Origin of the sequence: Bowdeniella massiliensis (assembly GCF_023634005.1) — a bacterium.
Taxonomy (GTDB): Bacteria; Actinomycetota; Actinomycetes; order Actinomycetales; family Actinomycetaceae; genus Bowdeniella; species Bowdeniella massiliensis.
On record NZ_JALIQR010000011.1, the window covers coordinates 49,402 to 64,709 of the forward strand.

15 protein-coding genes are annotated in these 15,308 nt (G+C 65.1%); 7 read left to right on the plus strand and 8 right to left on the minus strand.

Features of this window, described 5'->3' with window-relative positions:
- Nucleotides 1-126 precede the first annotated feature (126 nt).
- Both MUN85_RS08725 and MUN85_RS08730 read left to right on the plus strand, forming a co-directional pair.
- Nucleotides 127-1,206 (plus strand): coiled-coil domain-containing protein, encoded by a 1,080-nt coding sequence (locus tag MUN85_RS08725; RefSeq protein ID WP_092561102.1) that lies wholly within the window; start codon nucleotides 127-129, stop codon nucleotides 1,204-1,206.
- Nucleotides 1,203-1,607, plus strand: coding sequence for a hypothetical protein (locus MUN85_RS08730; protein ID WP_092561100.1), 405 nt, complete (start codon nucleotides 1,203-1,205; stop codon nucleotides 1,605-1,607). The genes MUN85_RS08725 and MUN85_RS08730 overlap by 4 nt, the downstream gene beginning before the upstream one ends.
- Here the strand turns inward: MUN85_RS08730 and MUN85_RS08735 are convergent.
- Nucleotides 1,604-2,572, minus strand: coding sequence for a sugar-binding transcriptional regulator (locus tag MUN85_RS08735; protein WP_176780642.1), 969 nt, complete (start codon nucleotides 2,570-2,572; stop codon nucleotides 1,604-1,606). The genes MUN85_RS08730 and MUN85_RS08735 overlap by 4 nt on opposite strands.
- A 95-nt stretch (nucleotides 2,573-2,667) precedes the next feature.
- On the opposite strand from MUN85_RS08735, the gene MUN85_RS08740 reads away from it, so the two are divergent.
- The 3 genes from MUN85_RS08740 (at nucleotide 2,668) to glpK (ending at nucleotide 6,808) form a co-directional block, all read left to right on the plus strand.
- Complete coding sequence (locus MUN85_RS08740) at nucleotides 2,668-4,416, plus strand: glycerol-3-phosphate dehydrogenase/oxidase (RefSeq protein ID WP_431603555.1); 1,749 nt, start codon at nucleotides 2,668-2,670, stop codon at nucleotides 4,414-4,416.
- Nucleotides 4,417-4,484: 68 nt separating this feature from the next.
- Nucleotides 4,485-5,249, plus strand: coding sequence for an MIP/aquaporin family protein (locus MUN85_RS08745; protein WP_250506356.1), 765 nt, complete (start codon nucleotides 4,485-4,487; stop codon nucleotides 5,247-5,249).
- A gap of 38 nt (nucleotides 5,250-5,287) precedes the next feature.
- On the plus strand, nucleotides 5,288-6,808 hold the full coding sequence (gene glpK / locus MUN85_RS08750) for a glycerol kinase GlpK (protein ID WP_092561094.1): 1,521 nt from the start codon (nucleotides 5,288-5,290) through the stop codon (nucleotides 6,806-6,808).
- Here glpK and MUN85_RS08755 read toward each other — a convergent pair.
- Nucleotides 6,768-7,880: a carbohydrate kinase family protein gene (locus tag MUN85_RS08755; RefSeq protein ID WP_250506357.1), complete on the minus strand. Its 1,113-nt coding sequence runs from the start codon at nucleotides 7,878-7,880 to the stop codon at nucleotides 6,768-6,770. The two genes, glpK and MUN85_RS08755, sit on opposite strands and share 41 nt — an antisense overlap.
- Before the next feature lie 28 nt (nucleotides 7,881-7,908).
- Between MUN85_RS08755 and MUN85_RS08760 the strand changes: the two genes are divergently transcribed.
- The gene (locus MUN85_RS08760; RefSeq protein ID WP_250506358.1) at nucleotides 7,909-9,291 is read left to right on the plus strand and encodes a family 4 glycosyl hydrolase; all 1,383 of its coding nucleotides are present in this window, start codon (nucleotides 7,909-7,911) and stop codon (nucleotides 9,289-9,291) included.
- A 222-nt stretch (nucleotides 9,292-9,513) separates the two neighbouring features.
- Here the strand turns inward: MUN85_RS08760 and MUN85_RS08765 are convergent, their stop codons facing one another.
- On the minus strand, nucleotides 9,514-10,110 hold the full coding sequence (locus MUN85_RS08765; protein WP_250506359.1) for a hypothetical protein: 597 nt from the start codon (nucleotides 10,108-10,110) through the stop codon (nucleotides 9,514-9,516).
- A 154-nt stretch (nucleotides 10,111-10,264) separates the two neighbouring features.
- Between MUN85_RS08765 and MUN85_RS08770 the strand changes: the two genes are divergently transcribed.
- Nucleotides 10,265-10,684 (plus strand): HNH endonuclease signature motif containing protein, encoded by a 420-nt coding sequence (locus MUN85_RS08770; protein WP_143027295.1) that lies wholly within the window; start codon nucleotides 10,265-10,267, stop codon nucleotides 10,682-10,684.
- Here the strand turns inward: MUN85_RS08770 and MUN85_RS08775 are convergent.
- The 5 genes from MUN85_RS08775 to nucS are packed head-to-tail and all read right to left on the minus strand — an operon-like array spanning nucleotide 10,681 to nucleotide 15,298.
- Entirely contained in the window at nucleotides 10,681-11,475 is a 795-nt protein-coding gene (locus MUN85_RS08775; protein ID WP_250506360.1) for an alpha/beta fold hydrolase, read from the minus strand. The genes MUN85_RS08770 and MUN85_RS08775 overlap by 4 nt on opposite strands.
- Before the next feature lie 15 nt (nucleotides 11,476-11,490).
- Nucleotides 11,491-11,733 carry a hypothetical protein gene (locus MUN85_RS08780; RefSeq protein ID WP_250506361.1) on the minus strand — a complete coding sequence of 81 codons (243 nt, stop codon included), beginning with the start codon at nucleotides 11,731-11,733 and terminating at the stop codon, nucleotides 11,491-11,493.
- Between the two features lie 53 nt (nucleotides 11,734-11,786).
- Nucleotides 11,787-13,307, minus strand: coding sequence for a GH1 family beta-glucosidase (locus MUN85_RS08785; RefSeq protein ID WP_250506362.1), 1,521 nt, complete (start codon nucleotides 13,305-13,307; stop codon nucleotides 11,787-11,789).
- A 42-nt stretch (nucleotides 13,308-13,349) separates the two neighbouring features.
- Entirely contained in the window at nucleotides 13,350-14,549 is a 1,200-nt protein-coding gene (locus MUN85_RS08790) for an N-acetylglucosamine-6-phosphate deacetylase (RefSeq protein WP_250506363.1), read from the minus strand.
- Nucleotides 14,550-14,602: 53 nt separating this feature from the next.
- A complete protein-coding gene (gene nucS, locus MUN85_RS08795; protein WP_250506364.1) occupies nucleotides 14,603-15,298 on the minus strand; it encodes an endonuclease NucS in 696 nt (231 codons plus the stop codon).
- Nucleotides 15,299-15,308 lie beyond the last annotated feature (10 nt).

Below are 15,308 nucleotides of genomic sequence, written 5' to 3' on the forward strand. Positions count from 1 at the left end.
AGACCATATTGTCTCGCACTGTCGCCTAAGATGCGCGATTTTGCTGTCCAACGTGCGTGATGACACGTCGGTGAGCCCCGCGGGTAGCATAAAGACAGAAGTCGCTTGGCAGAAGGGGAGCCACCCATGACCACCTCACCAACACCGCCCGTATTCCCGGTCGTTCGCCGCGGATACGACAAGGCGCCCGTTGACCAGTACCTGGCTGATCTACAGGCACAGGTCAGCGAGGTGAGAACCGAGGTGGGAGAACTCGATCGCCGCAATATGGCGCTGGCATCGGAATTGGCGGCCGCCCGCGCTGAGCTGGCCGAACGTAAGAAGCCCACATATTCGGGCCTCGGTTCGCGCGTCGCGCGGCTCCTGTCGGAAGCCGAAACCCAATCCGAAGAGCTGGTTCGCTCCGCGGCCGAACAGGCCGAGGCGCGACTGGCGCGAGCCAGGGCCCAGGCCGACGCCCTTGAATCGCGGGCATCCTCCGAGGCGGCCGCAGCCCTACAAGCGGCCAGGCAGGAAGCTGCCGACCTCACCGCCTCAGCTCAGGCGAGTGCGAAAGCCACCGTTGACGATGCCCAGGCGCGCGCCGAGCAGGAACGCAAGCTCACGACTCGCAAGCTGGAACAGGAGCGCGCCCAGGTGCGCCAGGAGCTGTCCCAACAGCGCGCCGACGTTGAGGCCGAGCTCGCGTCCCTAAAGTCAGAGACCGCCACCGACCTTGCCCGCCAGCGCGCCGAGCTCGATACCGAACTGCAGGCCGAACGCGACCGACTCACCGCCGAACTCGCCGCGATTCGAACCGAGGCCATTAACGAGATCGAAACTCGCCAGCACGAAGCCGAATCCGCCCATCGCGAACAGCTCGCTTTGTGGCGCTCAGAAGAAACTGAGGCGCGGCGCGAAATCGATGAGCTGCTCAAAGAAGCCGCCCAGCGCGTGAAGGACGCGATGGACCAGGCCGAACAGATCCTTCGTGAGGCGACGACGGAAGCCGACTCGCGCCGGGCCGAAGCACGCGAGGCCGCGAGCGCCATTATTAAGGACGCCGAAGCCGAAGCGACGCGGCTGCGCGAAGACGGCCGAATCCGCGGTGAAGAAGATCTTGCCCGCGCGCGCACCGAGATTGGCGAACTCACGCGTCGCCGCGAAGAAGTCGCGGACTACCTAAACGAGATCCGCCAGGTCCTCTCCCCCGTCGAGAAGCAATGACCTCCTGGTCCGAACAACGTCGCGAGGCGGCCCGTATCCACGCGGACCGCCTCGCCGCGACCAAGGCACGCGAGAGCCAGCGCGCCCGCGAGCTGATCCAGGATTTTCTCTCCCGCGCCCGCGAAGCCGGGCGGGCCGCCGAGCCGCTACGGGTGAGCGACTATTCGGGGCGCGGCAGCGCGCGAACGGGCCTTACCGGCTGGTACCTCAAGAGTGATCGTAGCGTCGGGATTGATACCGACGGCAATTTCTACGTCCTTACCGCTCGGCTGAATCTCGCCGATCGGATGCGCGGTTATCGGCCACAACCAAGCGATCCGCCCCTCGTCGTCGGGGCTGGCGGCCGCGATGGCGAGAGTCTGGACCTGGCCGACGCCCTCGCCAACCTCTTGCGCCCCTAGTTTGTGCCGCGCGCCAACGACAGCACGAGACGGGCCGTTCGCTCGTCGATGACGAGGTCGGTCGCCGCATTCGCCCGCAACGCCGCGAGCGCCGGCACAGCCTTCGCCTCGCCAGCGACGATGCACAGCCGACGCGGGATCATTTGCAGCTGCTCCGGGTTCGGGCCCGTCGCACGTTTGTTCAGCTCGATGTCGAGGTAGCTGCCATCGCGACGCAATAACACGGTGCACACATCCCCGACGACGCCCTCGCGCAGGATCGACAACCGGTCGGCATCCGAATCGAAATATCCCGCCCGATAGACGTGCGAGCCCGCCCGCCCACTGATCGCGCCGACGCCGAAAACCGCGAGATCACACGTCGCCTGCGCCGCAAGCACGCGCCGCACGCTGCGTTCGCGCCACATCGCCTCGCGCGTTTCGGCATAGTCAAAGAACGCCGGAACGGGAAAGAACATCGCATCGGCGCTGAAGGCGGCCGCGAGCTGCGAGACAATCGAGGCCGCGTACGGGATTCCCGACGTCGAGGAGTTCGCAGCCCCATTGAGCTGGACGATATGGACATCGTCGGTAGGTTGCGGCTGCAGAAATTTGACGACGGCAGATAGCGTCGTCCCCCACGCCACGCCAATCGTGGTGCCCGGCGTGACGGCCTCTTGGAGGCGTTCGGCCGCCAATTTGGCCACCGCATCGAGCAGCACATGGTCTGGACGCGATGCCCGCACCGGCACGACGTCGGCCCGTACTCCGAACTCTTCGCCGAGCTGACGCGATAGGCGCGAGGCCACCGAGGTGAGCGGCGAGAGCGAGATTCGCACGATCCCGGTTTCCCGAGCCGTTTTCAGCATCCGCGAGACGGTGGAACGCGAGACCCCTAACTCGCCGGCGATCGTCGCCATTTTCTCGTCCTGGACGTAATACATCTGCGCAACTCGGTAAAGATCCTCGCGACAGTTGTCCACCATGTCGTCAAGTCTATGCACACATGTGCAGGAAGTTGCCGCTGTTTCATCAAGCCAGGACCATGAAACATAACGACACTACTGAAACTCAACGACGAATGGAGCAGCCCGTGTCTTCCTCCCGCTTGACCGCCGAGACCCGCACCGCATCGCTTGATGCCATGGCCGCGGACGAACTAGACATCCTCGTGATCGGCGGCGGCGTTACCGGCGCTGGCATCGCACTTGACGCCGCAACCCGCGGGCTCAAGGTCGGCATCGTCGAAGCCCAGGACTGGTCGGCGGGCACGAGCTCGCGATCCTCCAAACTGGTGCACGGCGGCCTGCGCTACCTGTACAACCTCGATTTCAAACTCGTTGCCGAAGCCCTCAAGGAGCGGGGCCTCCTCCTTTCCAGCCTCGCCCCGCACCTCGTGCACGCCCAGCCCTTCCTCTGGCCGCTCAAAACCCCCGTCATTGAACGCGCCTACTCTGCTGTCGGCGTCGGCATGTACGACGCCCTCGCCCTGCTCGGATCCGGCGGGCACAAGACGGTGCCGATGCAGCGCCACCTGTCGAAGAAGGGCGCACTGGAACAATTTCCCGACGTAAAAGACGGCGCTCTGATCGGCGCCATCAAGTTCTACGATGCCCGAGTCGATGACGCCCGCCTCGTCCTAACCCTGGTGCGCACCGCCACCAAATACGGCGCGCACGCCGCCTCCCGCGCCCAGGTCACCGCCATGACGACCGATGGTTCGGGCCGCGTCACTGGCGCCGTCATCAAGGACCTGGAAACCGGCAAGGACTACACGGTCAAGGCGCGCGAAACGATCGCCGCCACTGGCGTGTGGACCCAGGAAACCCAGGACATGTCCGGCGGCACCGGCGGCCTGAAAGTCCTTGCCTCCAAGGGCATCCACATCGTCGTTCCCAAAGACCGCATCAAGGGCGATACGGGATTGTTCCTGCGCACCGAAAAGTCCGTGCTGTTCATCATCCCGTGGCCCGACTACTGGGTCATCGGCACGACGGACACCCCCTGGCACGAGGACATCCAGCACCCCGTCGCCACCAAACGCGATATCGAATACGTCCTCGATCACGCCAACGACGTGCTGGCCTCCAACCTCACCGAGGACGACATTATCGGCACGTTTGCGGGCCTGCGTCCCCTGCTGCAGCCCGGCACGATGGATGAATCAAAGTCGACGAAGGTCTCGCGCGAACACACGGTGACCCGTCCCGCCGACGGCCTCACCGCAATCGCGGGCGGCAAGCTCACGACGTACCGAGTCATGGCTGAAGACGCCGTCGATTTCGCCCTCGGCGACAAGGCCAAGGCCCGCCCCTCCATTACGGAGCACACCCCGCTGATCGGAGCCGAAGGCTTCGACGCCTATGAACGTCTCGCCCCCCGCCTCGCCGAAGAATACGGCTGGGACAAGGCGCGAGCGCAGCACCTGCTGCACCGCTACGGGTCCGCCCTCGATGAGCTCACCGCACTCATCGACGAGCATCCGGAACTCAACGTCCCCACGACCTCGGCCCCGAGGTACCTCAAGGCCGAGGTCGTCTACGCGGTGACGCACGAAGGCGCACTCCACCTGGAGGACATCCTCCGCCACCGGGTCCGCCTGAACTTCGAAACGCGGGACCGAGGCGTCAGCTCGCTCGACGAATTCGCCGACCTCGTCGCCCCCTTGCTGGGGTGGGACGAGGACCAGATTGAACTCGAGAAGTCCAACTACCGGCAGGCGATGGCGGCCGAAGATGCCGCCGAACTTGCCACGACGGACGCCGAAGCCAGCGTCGCCCGCAATGATGCCAGCGAACTGCGGCCGCTCGCTCCCATCAGCAAGAAATAGGTGATGGGGGCGTTGCCCCGCACCGACCGCCCCGGCACCGCAGCCGGGGCGTACCGAAAGGCCCATGTATGGAAACCACCCTCGGCACGATTTTTCTCTCAGAGCTCCTCGGCACCGCCACCCTGATCTTGCTGGGTGTCGGCGTCGTCGCCAATACGTTGCTCCCCAAAACCAAGGGGCATGGCACGGGCTGGCTGCTCATCAACTGGGGATGGGGACTCGGTGTGTTTGCCGGTGTCCTCGTCGCCTTCAAGTCCGGCGCCCACCTCAACCCCGCGGTCACCATCGGGATTCTGGCCTCCGGCGCCTCCGAATACGTCCCCGGCATCCCCACGAACTTCGCCGCCACCGCGATCTACATGATGGCGCAGGTCCTTGGCGCCATGATCGGCGCGGTCCTAGCGTGGATGACGTACAAGAAGCACTACGACGAGGACTGCGATCCATCGCTGAAACTCGGAACGTTTGCGACGGCCCCCGAAATCCGTAACCCGCTGTGGAATACCGTCTCGGAAATCATCGGCACCTTCGTGCTCGTCTTCGTCGTCTTGTCGATTGCTCCTGCGGGTGAGGCCTCCGGACTCGCCAAGGTCGATCTCGGCTGGCTTGGCGCACTCGGCGTTGGTCTGCTCGTGCTTTCCATTGGTGCCTCCCTCGGCGGCCCGACGGGATACGCAATCAACCCGGCTCGTGACCTCGGCCCCCGCATCGTCCACCAGCTCTTGCCGATCCCCGGCAAGCGCGACTCGGACTGGGGCTACTCCTGGGTGCCGATCGTTGGCCCCATGATCGGCGGTGTCATTGCCGGTCTCGTCGCGCCCATAGTCTTCTAACCTAGAATCCACGCCACAACGACGTGAAAGGAAAACCGATGACGGAAAAGAAATACGTCCTCGCAATCGACCAAGGCACCACCTCTTCGCGTGCCATCATCTTTGACCACTCCGGCCAGATTGTCTCTGTCGGCCAATACGAACACGAGCAGATCTTCCCGCGCGCGGGCTGGGTCGAGCACAACCCGGCAGAAATTTGGGACAACGTCCGCGAAGCCGTCGCCACTGCCCTGTCCAAGGCGCAAACCAACCGCGACGAAATCGCCGCCGTCGGTATCACCAACCAGCGGGAAACGACCGTCGTGTGGGACAAGAACACGGGCGAACCGGTCTACAACGCCATCGTCTGGCAGGACACGCGCACCGACAAGATCGTCAAGGAACTTGCCGGCGACGAGGGCGCGGAGAAGTACAAGGAGATCTGCGGTCTGCCGCTTGCTACCTACTTCGCTGGCCCCAAGGTCAAGTGGATCCTCGATAACGTCGAGGGCGCGAAGGAGAAGGCCGAAGCCGGCGATCTGCTCTTTGGCACCACGGACACCTGGGTGCTGTGGAACATGACGGGCGGTACCGAGGGCGGGGTGCACATCACCGACGTCACGAACGCCTCGCGCACCATGTTGATGGACCTGAAAACCCTCGACTGGGACGAGAATATTGCCTCCGACATGGGCATCCCCATGTCGATGCTGCCCGAAATCAAGTCCTCCTCCGAGGTCTACGGCAAGGGCCGTCGCCAAGGACTGCTCACCGACGTGCCGATCGCGGGCATCCTCGGCGACCAGCAGGCCGCGACCTTCGGCCAGGCGTGTTTCGAAGTCGGCATGGCCAAGAACACCTACGGCACCGGCAACTTCATGCTCATGAACACCGGCACCGACATCGTGCACTCCGAAAACGGCCTCCTCACCACCGTGTGCTACAAGATTGGCGACAACGACGCCATCTACGCACTCGAAGGTTCGATCGCCGTCACCGGTTCACTCATCCAGTGGCTGCGCGACAACCTCGGCATCATCACCTCCGCTCCCGAAGTGGAAGAACTCGCTAAGACGGTAGAGGACAACGGCGGCGCTTACTTCGTGCCGGCCTTCTCGGGCCTGTTTGCGCCCTACTGGAAGTCCGATGCGCGCGGCGCGCTCGTCGGCCTGACCCGCTACGTCAACAAGGGCCACATCGCGCGGGCGGCACTGGAAGCCACGGCATTCCAGACCCGCGAGGTCCAAGAGGCGATGGCGCAGGACTCCGACGTCGAGCTCACCGAATTGAAGGTCGACGGCGGCATGATCGAAAACGAGCTGCTCATGCAGTTCCAGGCCGACATTTTGGGCGTCGACGTCGTACGTCCCAAGATCGCGGAGACCACCGCCCTCGGCGCGGCCTACGCGGCCGGCATCGCCGTCGGATTCTGGGAAGGTGAACAGGACGTCATCGACAACTGGGCCGAGGATCGCCGCTGGAGCCCGAAGATGGACGAGGACGAAGCCGAGCGCACCTACCGGCTGTGGAAGAAGGCGGTCACGAAGACCTTCGACTGGGTCGACGACGACGTGAAGTAAACCGCATCCCGGACCGCCGGGCCGAGTTCGATCCGACATCGGACAGCCGCGCAATCGTGGCATCGGCCCGGCGGACCTGTGCGCACTGAGTTTTCGGCAACAGTTCGGGCAAGAAAGCGTAACGCTCGGCGACCTCGGAGCCGAACTGCCCACGCTCGCGGCAGGCATTCCAATCCACGAGGTCGCCCCAGCCCGGCGCGGCAAGGGAGCCGCCGAACTGTTGGACCGCGAGCGAAGAAACCAAGGTCGCAAAGGCGAGCTGTTCCCCAAGCGGCCTGCCCGCGAGGTTCGCCGCCATCAACCCCGAGATAAAAACGTCGCCCGCACCCGTCGGGTCAATCGCATCCACCGCGAGCGCCGGCGCGCTCGCCTCCTCGCCCGTCGAGGAATCGACCGCGATCGCCCCCTTGGAACCACACGTGACGACGGCGAGCGGGACCCGCTCGGCCAGCGCCCGCGCCGCCAGCAGCGGCTCACTCGTGCCGGTATAGGCCATCGCCTCAACCTCGTTGGGCGTGAACGCATAGCAGGAGGACAGCGGCGCGAGCAGCCCCGGGTCCCACTCCTCCTCCGGGTCCCAACCAACGTCGGCAAAAATCTTCGCCCCGCGATTAGCCGCCACCCGCCACCACAGCTCCCCCGCCCGCTCGGGCGTGAGATCCATCGCGACGGCGGCGGTGTGCGGCACCGGACCAATCAGCTCGTCGGTCGTGACATCGAGCGGATGCCCGTGCGTGATCATCGTGCGATCGCCCGCACACGCATAACTGACGGTGACGTTGGTGTGCAGGCCGGGCGTGATCCGCGAGCGCGACAGGTCGATGCGTTCCTCGGTCAAAATCTTCGCGCACCACTGGCCGTACGCATCATCGCCAAAACTCGTCGCGAGCGCCGAGGTGAGCCCCAGCCGCGCACAGGCGACGGCGAGGTTCGCAATCCCGCCCGGCAGCGTACCCATCCCCTCGGCCCACACCTCCGTGCCCACGCGCGGCGGATGCGGCAGCCCGGTGAACACGATGTCGAGGAACAGCGGACCCGTCAGGAGCACGTCAAAGTGCGGCGAAGCCTTCACCCGACCAGGCTACCGTTAGCCTGGAAGCATGACGCACCTAGCCATCATCGGCGGCGGGGGCTTTCGCGTCCCCCTCATCGTCCACGCGCTCACCACCTCCCACCGCACCCTTCGCCTCTCGCGGCTGACGTTGATCGATGTCGACGACGATCGCCTTGCCGCCATGCGGGCCATCGTCACCGATCAATTGCGCTCCAGTCCCCACCTCGATCTCGAGCTCACGACGACGAATGACCTCGCCGCGGGGCTCATCGGAGCCGACGTCATTTTTGTAGCGGTGCGTCCCGGCGGCGTCGAGGGCCGCGTCATCGACGAACTGACCGCCCTTGAGCACGACTTCCTCGGCCAGGAAACGGTCGGCGTCGCGGGCATGGCCTACGCGCTACGGACCATCCCCGTCGCGCGCGATATCGCCGCCACCATCGCCGACGTCGCGCCCGACGCCTGGACGATCAACTTCACCAATCCCGCCGGCGTCATCACCCAGGCCATGCGCGAGTACCTCGGCCCTCGCGTTGTCGGCATCTGCGACACCCCGATTGCGCTGTTGCGCCGCGCCCGCTCCGCCCTCGATTTAGCGCCAGCGACATCGGGCAGTTTCGACTACCTCGGGTTGAACCATCTCGGCTGGCTGCGTTCCCTCGTCGTCGACGGCGCGGACCGGCTGCCCGAACTCCTTAGCGATGAGGCCAGACTCGGCACGCTCGAAGAAGCCCAGCTCATGGGGACGCAGTGGATCTCGCGCGTCGGCGCCCTGCCGAACGAGTACCTCTTTTACTACTACCGCCACCGCGAAGCGCTTGCCGCCATCAGCGCCAGCGAAACCCGCGGTCAATTCCTGGCCGCCCAGCAACACCACTTCTACGAGCTGTGCACCCACGAGGAGCACCCGTACGAGCTGTGGAACCGCACCCGCGCCGCCCGCGATGCCTCCTACATGGCCGAGGGCCGCGCACCCGAAGATCGGTACGCGCGCGAAACCGCCGAGATCGAGCAGGGCGGCTATCAGGAAGTAGCCCTTGACGCAATGACCGCCTTCCTTCACGACGAACCCGCCACGATGATCCTGAACGTCGGTAACACGGACACCCCTGACGGCGCCCCGATCATCCCGGGCCTCCCCAACGACGCCGTAATCGAAGTCGGCTGCCACGTCGATGCGAGAGGCGCCCACCCCTGGCCCATCGCACCCGCCCGCGGCGACATGCTCGCGCTGATGCTCGCCATTAAGGAATGCGACGCCCTGCTGCTTTCCGCGACGAAACACGGCGACTATGAGCTCGCCGCCCGAGCATTTGGCACCCACCCCCTCGTCGACTCGGTGGACGCCGCCGACGCACTTCTTACCGCCTACTGCGAACGCATCCCAGCCATCCGCGAGGCACTCAGTTATCCACACCCCCTGCCGTAGCCTGCCCAAGCGTGGTCTACTGCCGTTATGGACAGCACCACGCTCCTTAGTCGGCTCGGCATCAAGCCGGGCGAGCCGCTGCCCATTGACGCCTTGGAAGCAATCTCGCAGCTGTATGCTGCAGGTTTGCGCGACGGCTGGAAAGTCAAAACCAAGGCCGAGCACATGCGCGCCTTCTATGCGCACGAGAAGATCCGTGCCACCAATGAGGCTGCGCTGCCGCTAGCAATTGCCGCCGCAGACGAGAAAAAGGCCGCCCGTCCCGACGGCAAGACGATGCAAGACGCCGTGTGCGAACAGCGCCGCATCCCATCCAAGAAAGCCCAAAATATCGTGCTCGGCGCCCGAGACATCGCCCAGTACCCCGAGGTATTTATCGCCGCCGGCAAGCAAGAAATCTCCTTCGACAATGCGCGAACGGCACTCGCAACACTGCGCAAAGTCCGCTACTTTGTCACCGATTCTGAGCTCACGGGCCTCACATACCTCCTCATCGAGACCGCCACCAACCCGCAGCCCGACGACTATTCGCGCCGCTGCCAAGAACTCATCAATAACCTCGACGAGACGGCGAAACAGCAGGCTCAGCGCTATGACCAGATCCAGCGCCGTAAGTCCAAAGCAGCCCGCGGCATCAATTTCCGTCACCGCCAGGGTCGCGTCGAATGGGGCACCGACCTCGCCGCCCATTTCGACGAAGCCGACTGGAAGGCCATCGGGCCTGCATGGCTGAAGGAGGCCGAGAAAATTAGGCGCGCCCTCCAAGCTGCGGGCGCACAGCCGCGCCCCTTGCGGGTCCGACTCGTCGATGCTCTCCACCGCGCGTTCAACACCGGCGGGCCCTCCCACGGCGGACCACCACAGCCCCCAAATCACGGCGGCCCCTCACAGCCTCCTCACGGTGGCGGCCCCTCACAGCCTCCCCGCGACGGCGGCCCCGAGCCGCTTTTCGATATTGCCCTAGGAGACTCCCATGTCCCCTACCAGCGACCGCCTAGCCGGATGGGCCACGCTCCTCGGAGCCACGCCCGCCAGCCGGAGCCGAGGCCCGCAAACCAATCCTCACGACCAGGGGCGCACCAGCCGCCTCGCGAAGGGCGCCCTACGCGCATTCCTCCTAGCCCGCGATGGCGGCTGCGTCTTTCCCTACTGCGATATACCACCCGCACGCTGCGAGCTCCACCACATCCGGGCCTTCAAAGACGGCGGCCCTACCTCCGCGCACAACCTCGCTGCCCTGTGCGTCTTGCACCACGCCCTGTGCCAACATCCACCTGGCGATCCCCACCACTGGACGATACGAATGGCCGACGACGGCGTGCCCGAAGCCATCCCTCCAGTCACGATTGACGCTGCCCAGCGCCCTATCCGGCATCCCCGGTTACGGCGCTAGTTCACGCGCGCCATCAACTCCCGTAGCGCGCCGGCTACCTCTTGCGGCTGCTCGAATGGTGAGAGGTGCCCAGCGTGCTCAATCGTCACGAGCTCGCACCCGAGCGCATCCGCCATTTCCTGGTGGTCAGACTGCGTAGACAAATCATCGTGTTCGCCACGAATAACGACGGCGGGCACATCAAGTCCTTCGAGCACATGCAGTCGGCCAGGGCGGTCGGCCATTGATTTCTGTGCCCACGCGATTCCTGCAAAGGGCGCCTGCCCGATCCATTTGACGACCTGTGTGTACATTGCGGGTCGTTCGTCTCCCGTTTCATCGGACAGCACCTTGCCGGCCATGTGGCGAAGGCCCGTGGAGATCCCTCGTGACGCTTCATCCGCCATCGTGCGGCGGTTCTCGGCTGCAACATCGTCATCCGGGCTCGCCTTCGTATCAATCAACGCGAGGCCGGCCACGAGGTCCGGGTGCCGCTCCGCTATCGCAAGCGCCGTGTACCCGCCCATCGAAACGCCCGCAATCACAGCCTTGTCGATGCCTCTTTTCGCCAGCAGGGTCGCGACGGAGTCCGCGAACATCTCCAGCCCATAAACTCCCGGCTCCACGCGTTCCATCAGGATGCGCGGCGATGCGGAATCGGCGAAACCGGGCGCATCGATCGCGATCGTCCACATATCGGACAGCTCATCAATGACGTCATTCCACATCCGGTGATCGAATGGGAAGGCGTGCAGCAGGACAAGCGGTATGCCCCGCCGTGGTCCGTGCTCCTGAACTCCGAGGCCATTCATGCAGATTTCTCTCCCCTACAAGGTGCGTGAGCGCCCAAAACGTGCTTTCCAACATCCACTATGCCAGTGCCTGCGAGCACGCACCCCTCCATCGAGCAGGGAGTCGATGGGCCAGGCGACGACGTGCCAGGTACCGGCGGCAATCGAGCCCCCGCAGCCCGGGCAGACGTAGGAATTCTCGCCGGCTTTGGTCTCCTGGACCTGGTAGCGTCCGCCGGGTCCGGCCTCTTCCCGCGCCACCGAACGTAGCCGATCCATATTGAGCGGAACGTGCGCGGCGCGATAGTTCCGCTTACTTGAGCGTCGAGCCATTATCGGCGTCCGAACAGCTCGCGCAGCCGCCGGCGGCGCCGCCGCGCGTCCTTCGTCTCGCTATCGGATGCTGCCGGGCGCGTCCAGCCGCGCTGCACCCAGGCGTCCTCGAGCTGGACGGGCCCGCTGCGTTCGCGATGCGAGGCTACGAGATCCCCGTAGAACCGCGCCGAGTCCTTCAGGCGCCGCTGCTGGGTCCCATAGTCGACGTGGATGATGCCAAAGCGCTTGTCATACCCGTAGGCCCACTCAAAATTATCAAGCAGCGACCACACGAAATAACCGCGCACATCCGCACCGTCTGCGACGGCCGCCGAGACTTCCGCAAGGTGCGCTTGTAGGTAAGCAACGCGCCGCTCGTCGTGGATCCGGCCATCCTCGCCCACGACGTCGTCAAAGGCCGCGCCGTTTTCCGTCACCGCAAGCGGCAGTCCCTCATAGGCCGTATCGAGAGCGACGAGCAGGTCGTAGAGTCCGCGCGGCTCAATGTTCCACCCCATCGCGGTGAGCTCACCTTCGGGTTCAAGGAACTCAACGTCCTCGCAGCCCGGCCACGGGCTGCCCACCCCGCCGCCGTGCCCGACGCCGTGCCCTCCGCCATCGCCCTTGCGCACCCGCGACGTCGAATAGTAATTCACGCCAAGAACGTCCAGCCGCACCCGCGCGATCGAGACGTCGCCCGGTTGGATGAAGGACCAATCAGTAAGGTGGCGCGTCTGGCTGAGCAGCGCCGGCGGGTACGTGCCGTCTAACAGTGGCCCCAAAAAGATCTTGTTGCCGACGAGCGCTACCTTCTCTGCCGCCTCGTGATCGGCCGCCCGCTCTTCATCGGCCGGATCAACGACGTGGATGTTTAAGGTAATGGAGACGCGGGCATCATCACCCAGCTCCTCGCGAATCGCGCGCGCCGCCAAGCCGTGCGCCACGTTGAGGTGGTGAGCGGAAGCAAGCGCCGCGGCCGGATCAGTGATTCCGGGCGCATGAACGCCCGAACCGTACCCCAAGAAGGCAGTGCACCACGGCTCGTTCAGCGTCGTCCAGGTGTGGACCAGATCGCCGAACTCGCGCGCCATCGCCCGCGCATAGTCCGCAAACGCATAGGCCGTCTCACGCTCCGGCCAACCACCGGCATCCTGCAATTCCTGCGGCAGGTCCCAGTGGTAGAGCGTGACGACTGGAAGCATCCCGCGCGAGCGGATCCCCTGCAGCAGCGCACGATAGAACGCCACGCCCTCCGGGTTCAGCTCGCCACGCCCGCCGGGCATGACGCGCGACCAAGAAATCGAGAACCGATAGGCATCCAGTTTGAGCTCGGCGGCCAGATCAAGATCGTGTTCCCAGCGGTGGTAATGATCGGCGGCGACGTCGCCCGTGTCGCCATTGGCGACGTTGCCCGGGGTGTGGCTGAACGTATCCCAAATGCTAGGCGTGCGCCCACCTTCGGCCGCACCCCCCTCAATTTGGTAGGCGGCGGTTGCCGCACCCCAGACAAAGGAGTCGGGAAGTTCGATGGAAGTCATAGCGGGTGATGTCCTTTCGCCTCTCGGCTCCAGGATAGCCCGCTAGGAAACGAGTTCGCCGCCGTGGTAGACGCGCACCGGCGCTAGCTCGTCGTCCACAATAAGGAGATCAGCTCGAGCCCCGGCCGCCAGCTCGCCAATGTCATCGCGCCCGAGCACCACCGCGGGGCCCGTCGCGGCCATGTACACGCAGTCCACCAGGGGGATGCCGGCGCCGGCCATGAGCCGCACCTGCTCGATGAGGCGCGAGGTACCGCCAGCAATGGAGTTGCCGCCGGTCAGGCGCGCGACCCCGTCCGCGACGGTAACGTCCTGCGAACCCAGGCGATACTGCCCATCGGGCATGCCCGCAGCCGCCATTGCGTCCGTGACGAAAACACATGCCTCGCGCCCCAGCAGCTCGTAGACGTGCCGTACGAGCTCCGGGCTCAGGTGCGCGCCATCGGCGATGAGTTCGACGACGAGCTCCCCACGCTCCGCGGCCGAGAGCATCGCGGTGATCGGCCCCGGGTCGCGGTGGTGGATCGGACGCATGCCGTTAAACAGGTGCGTGGCAGTGGCGCGAGCCGAGCGCGCCGCGGGGGAATTCTTGAGCCGTGCCGCCGCATCGCGCAGGGCTTGTTCAGTCTCGACGGGCCCGGCATCGGTATGCCCGAAACTCGGCAGCGCCCCGGCGTTGATCAGCACATCGGCAACGCCACCATCACCGGCGACAAGCGCCTTTTCCGGCGCGATCGTCATCGTGAATGCGTACGGGCCGGCAATCTCGCACAGTTCCCGGGTGAGCTCGGGATCGGGCGGGATGATGAGCGCCGGGTCCTGCGCACCGCAGCGCTCACAGGAGATGAAGGGCCCCTCCCAGTGGATGCCGACCAGGTCCCCCGCCTCGCATAGCTCCCGCAACGTGGCGGTGCGCTCGCGCAGCGTCTGCGGCGCGGCCGTCACGGTGGAGGCCACCAGTGACGTCGTACCCGCTCGCCGGTGGGCGAGCACCGCCACCTTGGCGTCCTCGGCGTTCAGCGCATCGGGGAAGGACTGGCCCCCGCCGCCGTGGCAATGAATGTCGACGAGCCCCGGCATGATGTAGCCCGAAACCTGCTCCGCGCCCTCGCGCAGCTGTTCAGGGGCCGCCTCCGCTGGGCCCGCATATTCGAGGCGATCGCCACTAACGGAAACGAGCCCGTCAGCAATAACTTCGTCAGGAGTAACAACCCGTCCGCGCAACGTGATGGAAGCAGCCATGGCCCCAGTATCTCGCACAATCGGACATCAGACGTCCGCCGAACGTCCCAAAATTAAAACAGCCGATTGTCGACGTCGTCGATCCCCCGCATGGCATCGTAATCGAGCGTGAGGCATTCGATACCGCGATCGCGCGCCAGCGTGCGCGCCTGCGGCTTGATCTCCTGCGCCGCGAAGATCCCGGTGACGGGCGCTAGCAGCGGGTCCCGGTTCAGCAGCTCAAGGTAGCGCGTGAGCTGCTCTACGCCGTCGATCTCCCCGCGCCGCTTGATCTCAATCGCGATTGCGGCGCCCTCGGGGGTGCGCGCCAAAATATCGACGGGCCCAATCGCCGTCGGGTACTCGCGCCGCACGAGCCGGTGGCCGGGCCCCAGCAGCTCGATTTGCGCCGCAAGGAGCTCCTGCAAGTGGGCCTCTACCCCGTCCTTTTCCAACCCCGGGTCCACGCCCAGGTCGTGCGAGATATCGTCAAACACGTCGGCGATTTTGATGACGAGCTGGTCCGCGGTCTTCGTGTTCTTCACCGTCCACACCTGGGTAATGCCGGCTTCCGCCTCCTCCGCCTCGACCTCGCGCTCGCTTACGGCGCACGGCGCCGTCATCCAGTTCAGCGGCTTATACGATCCCCCATCGGAGTGGATGAGCACCGAGCCATCGTTTTTCGCCATGATGACACGGCTGGCCATCGGCAGGTGCGCGGTCAGACGGCCGGAGTAGTCAACGGAACAGTTACAGATGAGGATTCGCACCTGAGCAGTA

What these genes read in the sequence shown, in the direction of transcription:
- MUN85_RS08730 (WP_092561100.1), top strand. Translation starts at nt 1,203, where the DNA reads ATGACCTCCTGGTCCGAACAACGTCGCGAGGCGGCCCGTATCCACGCG.
- glpK (WP_092561094.1), top strand. Translation starts at nt 5,288, where the DNA reads ATGACGGAAAAGAAATACGTCCTCGCAATCGACCAAGGCACCACCTCT.
- MUN85_RS08790 (WP_250506363.1), bottom strand. Translation starts at nt 14,549, where the DNA reads ATGGCTGCTTCCATCACGTTGCGCGGACGGGTTGTTACTCCTGACGAA.
- MUN85_RS08770 (WP_143027295.1), top strand. Translation starts at nt 10,265, where the DNA reads ATGTCCCCTACCAGCGACCGCCTAGCCGGATGGGCCACGCTCCTCGGA.
- MUN85_RS08780 (WP_250506361.1), bottom strand. Translation starts at nt 11,733, where the DNA reads ATGGATCGGCTACGTTCGGTGGCGCGGGAAGAGGCCGGACCCGGCGGA.
- MUN85_RS08760 (WP_250506358.1), top strand. Translation starts at nt 7,909, where the DNA reads ATGACGCACCTAGCCATCATCGGCGGCGGGGGCTTTCGCGTCCCCCTC.
- MUN85_RS08745 (WP_250506356.1), top strand. Translation starts at nt 4,485, where the DNA reads ATGGAAACCACCCTCGGCACGATTTTTCTCTCAGAGCTCCTCGGCACC.
- MUN85_RS08740 (WP_431603555.1), top strand. Translation starts at nt 2,668, where the DNA reads ATGGAGCAGCCCGTGTCTTCCTCCCGCTTGACCGCCGAGACCCGCACC.
- MUN85_RS08785 (WP_250506362.1), bottom strand. Translation starts at nt 13,307, where the DNA reads ATGACTTCCATCGAACTTCCCGACTCCTTTGTCTGGGGTGCGGCAACC.
- MUN85_RS08735 (WP_176780642.1), bottom strand. Translation starts at nt 2,572, where the DNA reads ATGGTGGACAACTGTCGCGAGGATCTTTACCGAGTTGCGCAGATGTAT.
- MUN85_RS08775 (WP_250506360.1), bottom strand. Translation starts at nt 11,475, where the DNA reads ATGAATGGCCTCGGAGTTCAGGAGCACGGACCACGGCGGGGCATACCG.
- MUN85_RS08725 (WP_092561102.1), top strand. Translation starts at nt 127, where the DNA reads ATGACCACCTCACCAACACCGCCCGTATTCCCGGTCGTTCGCCGCGGA.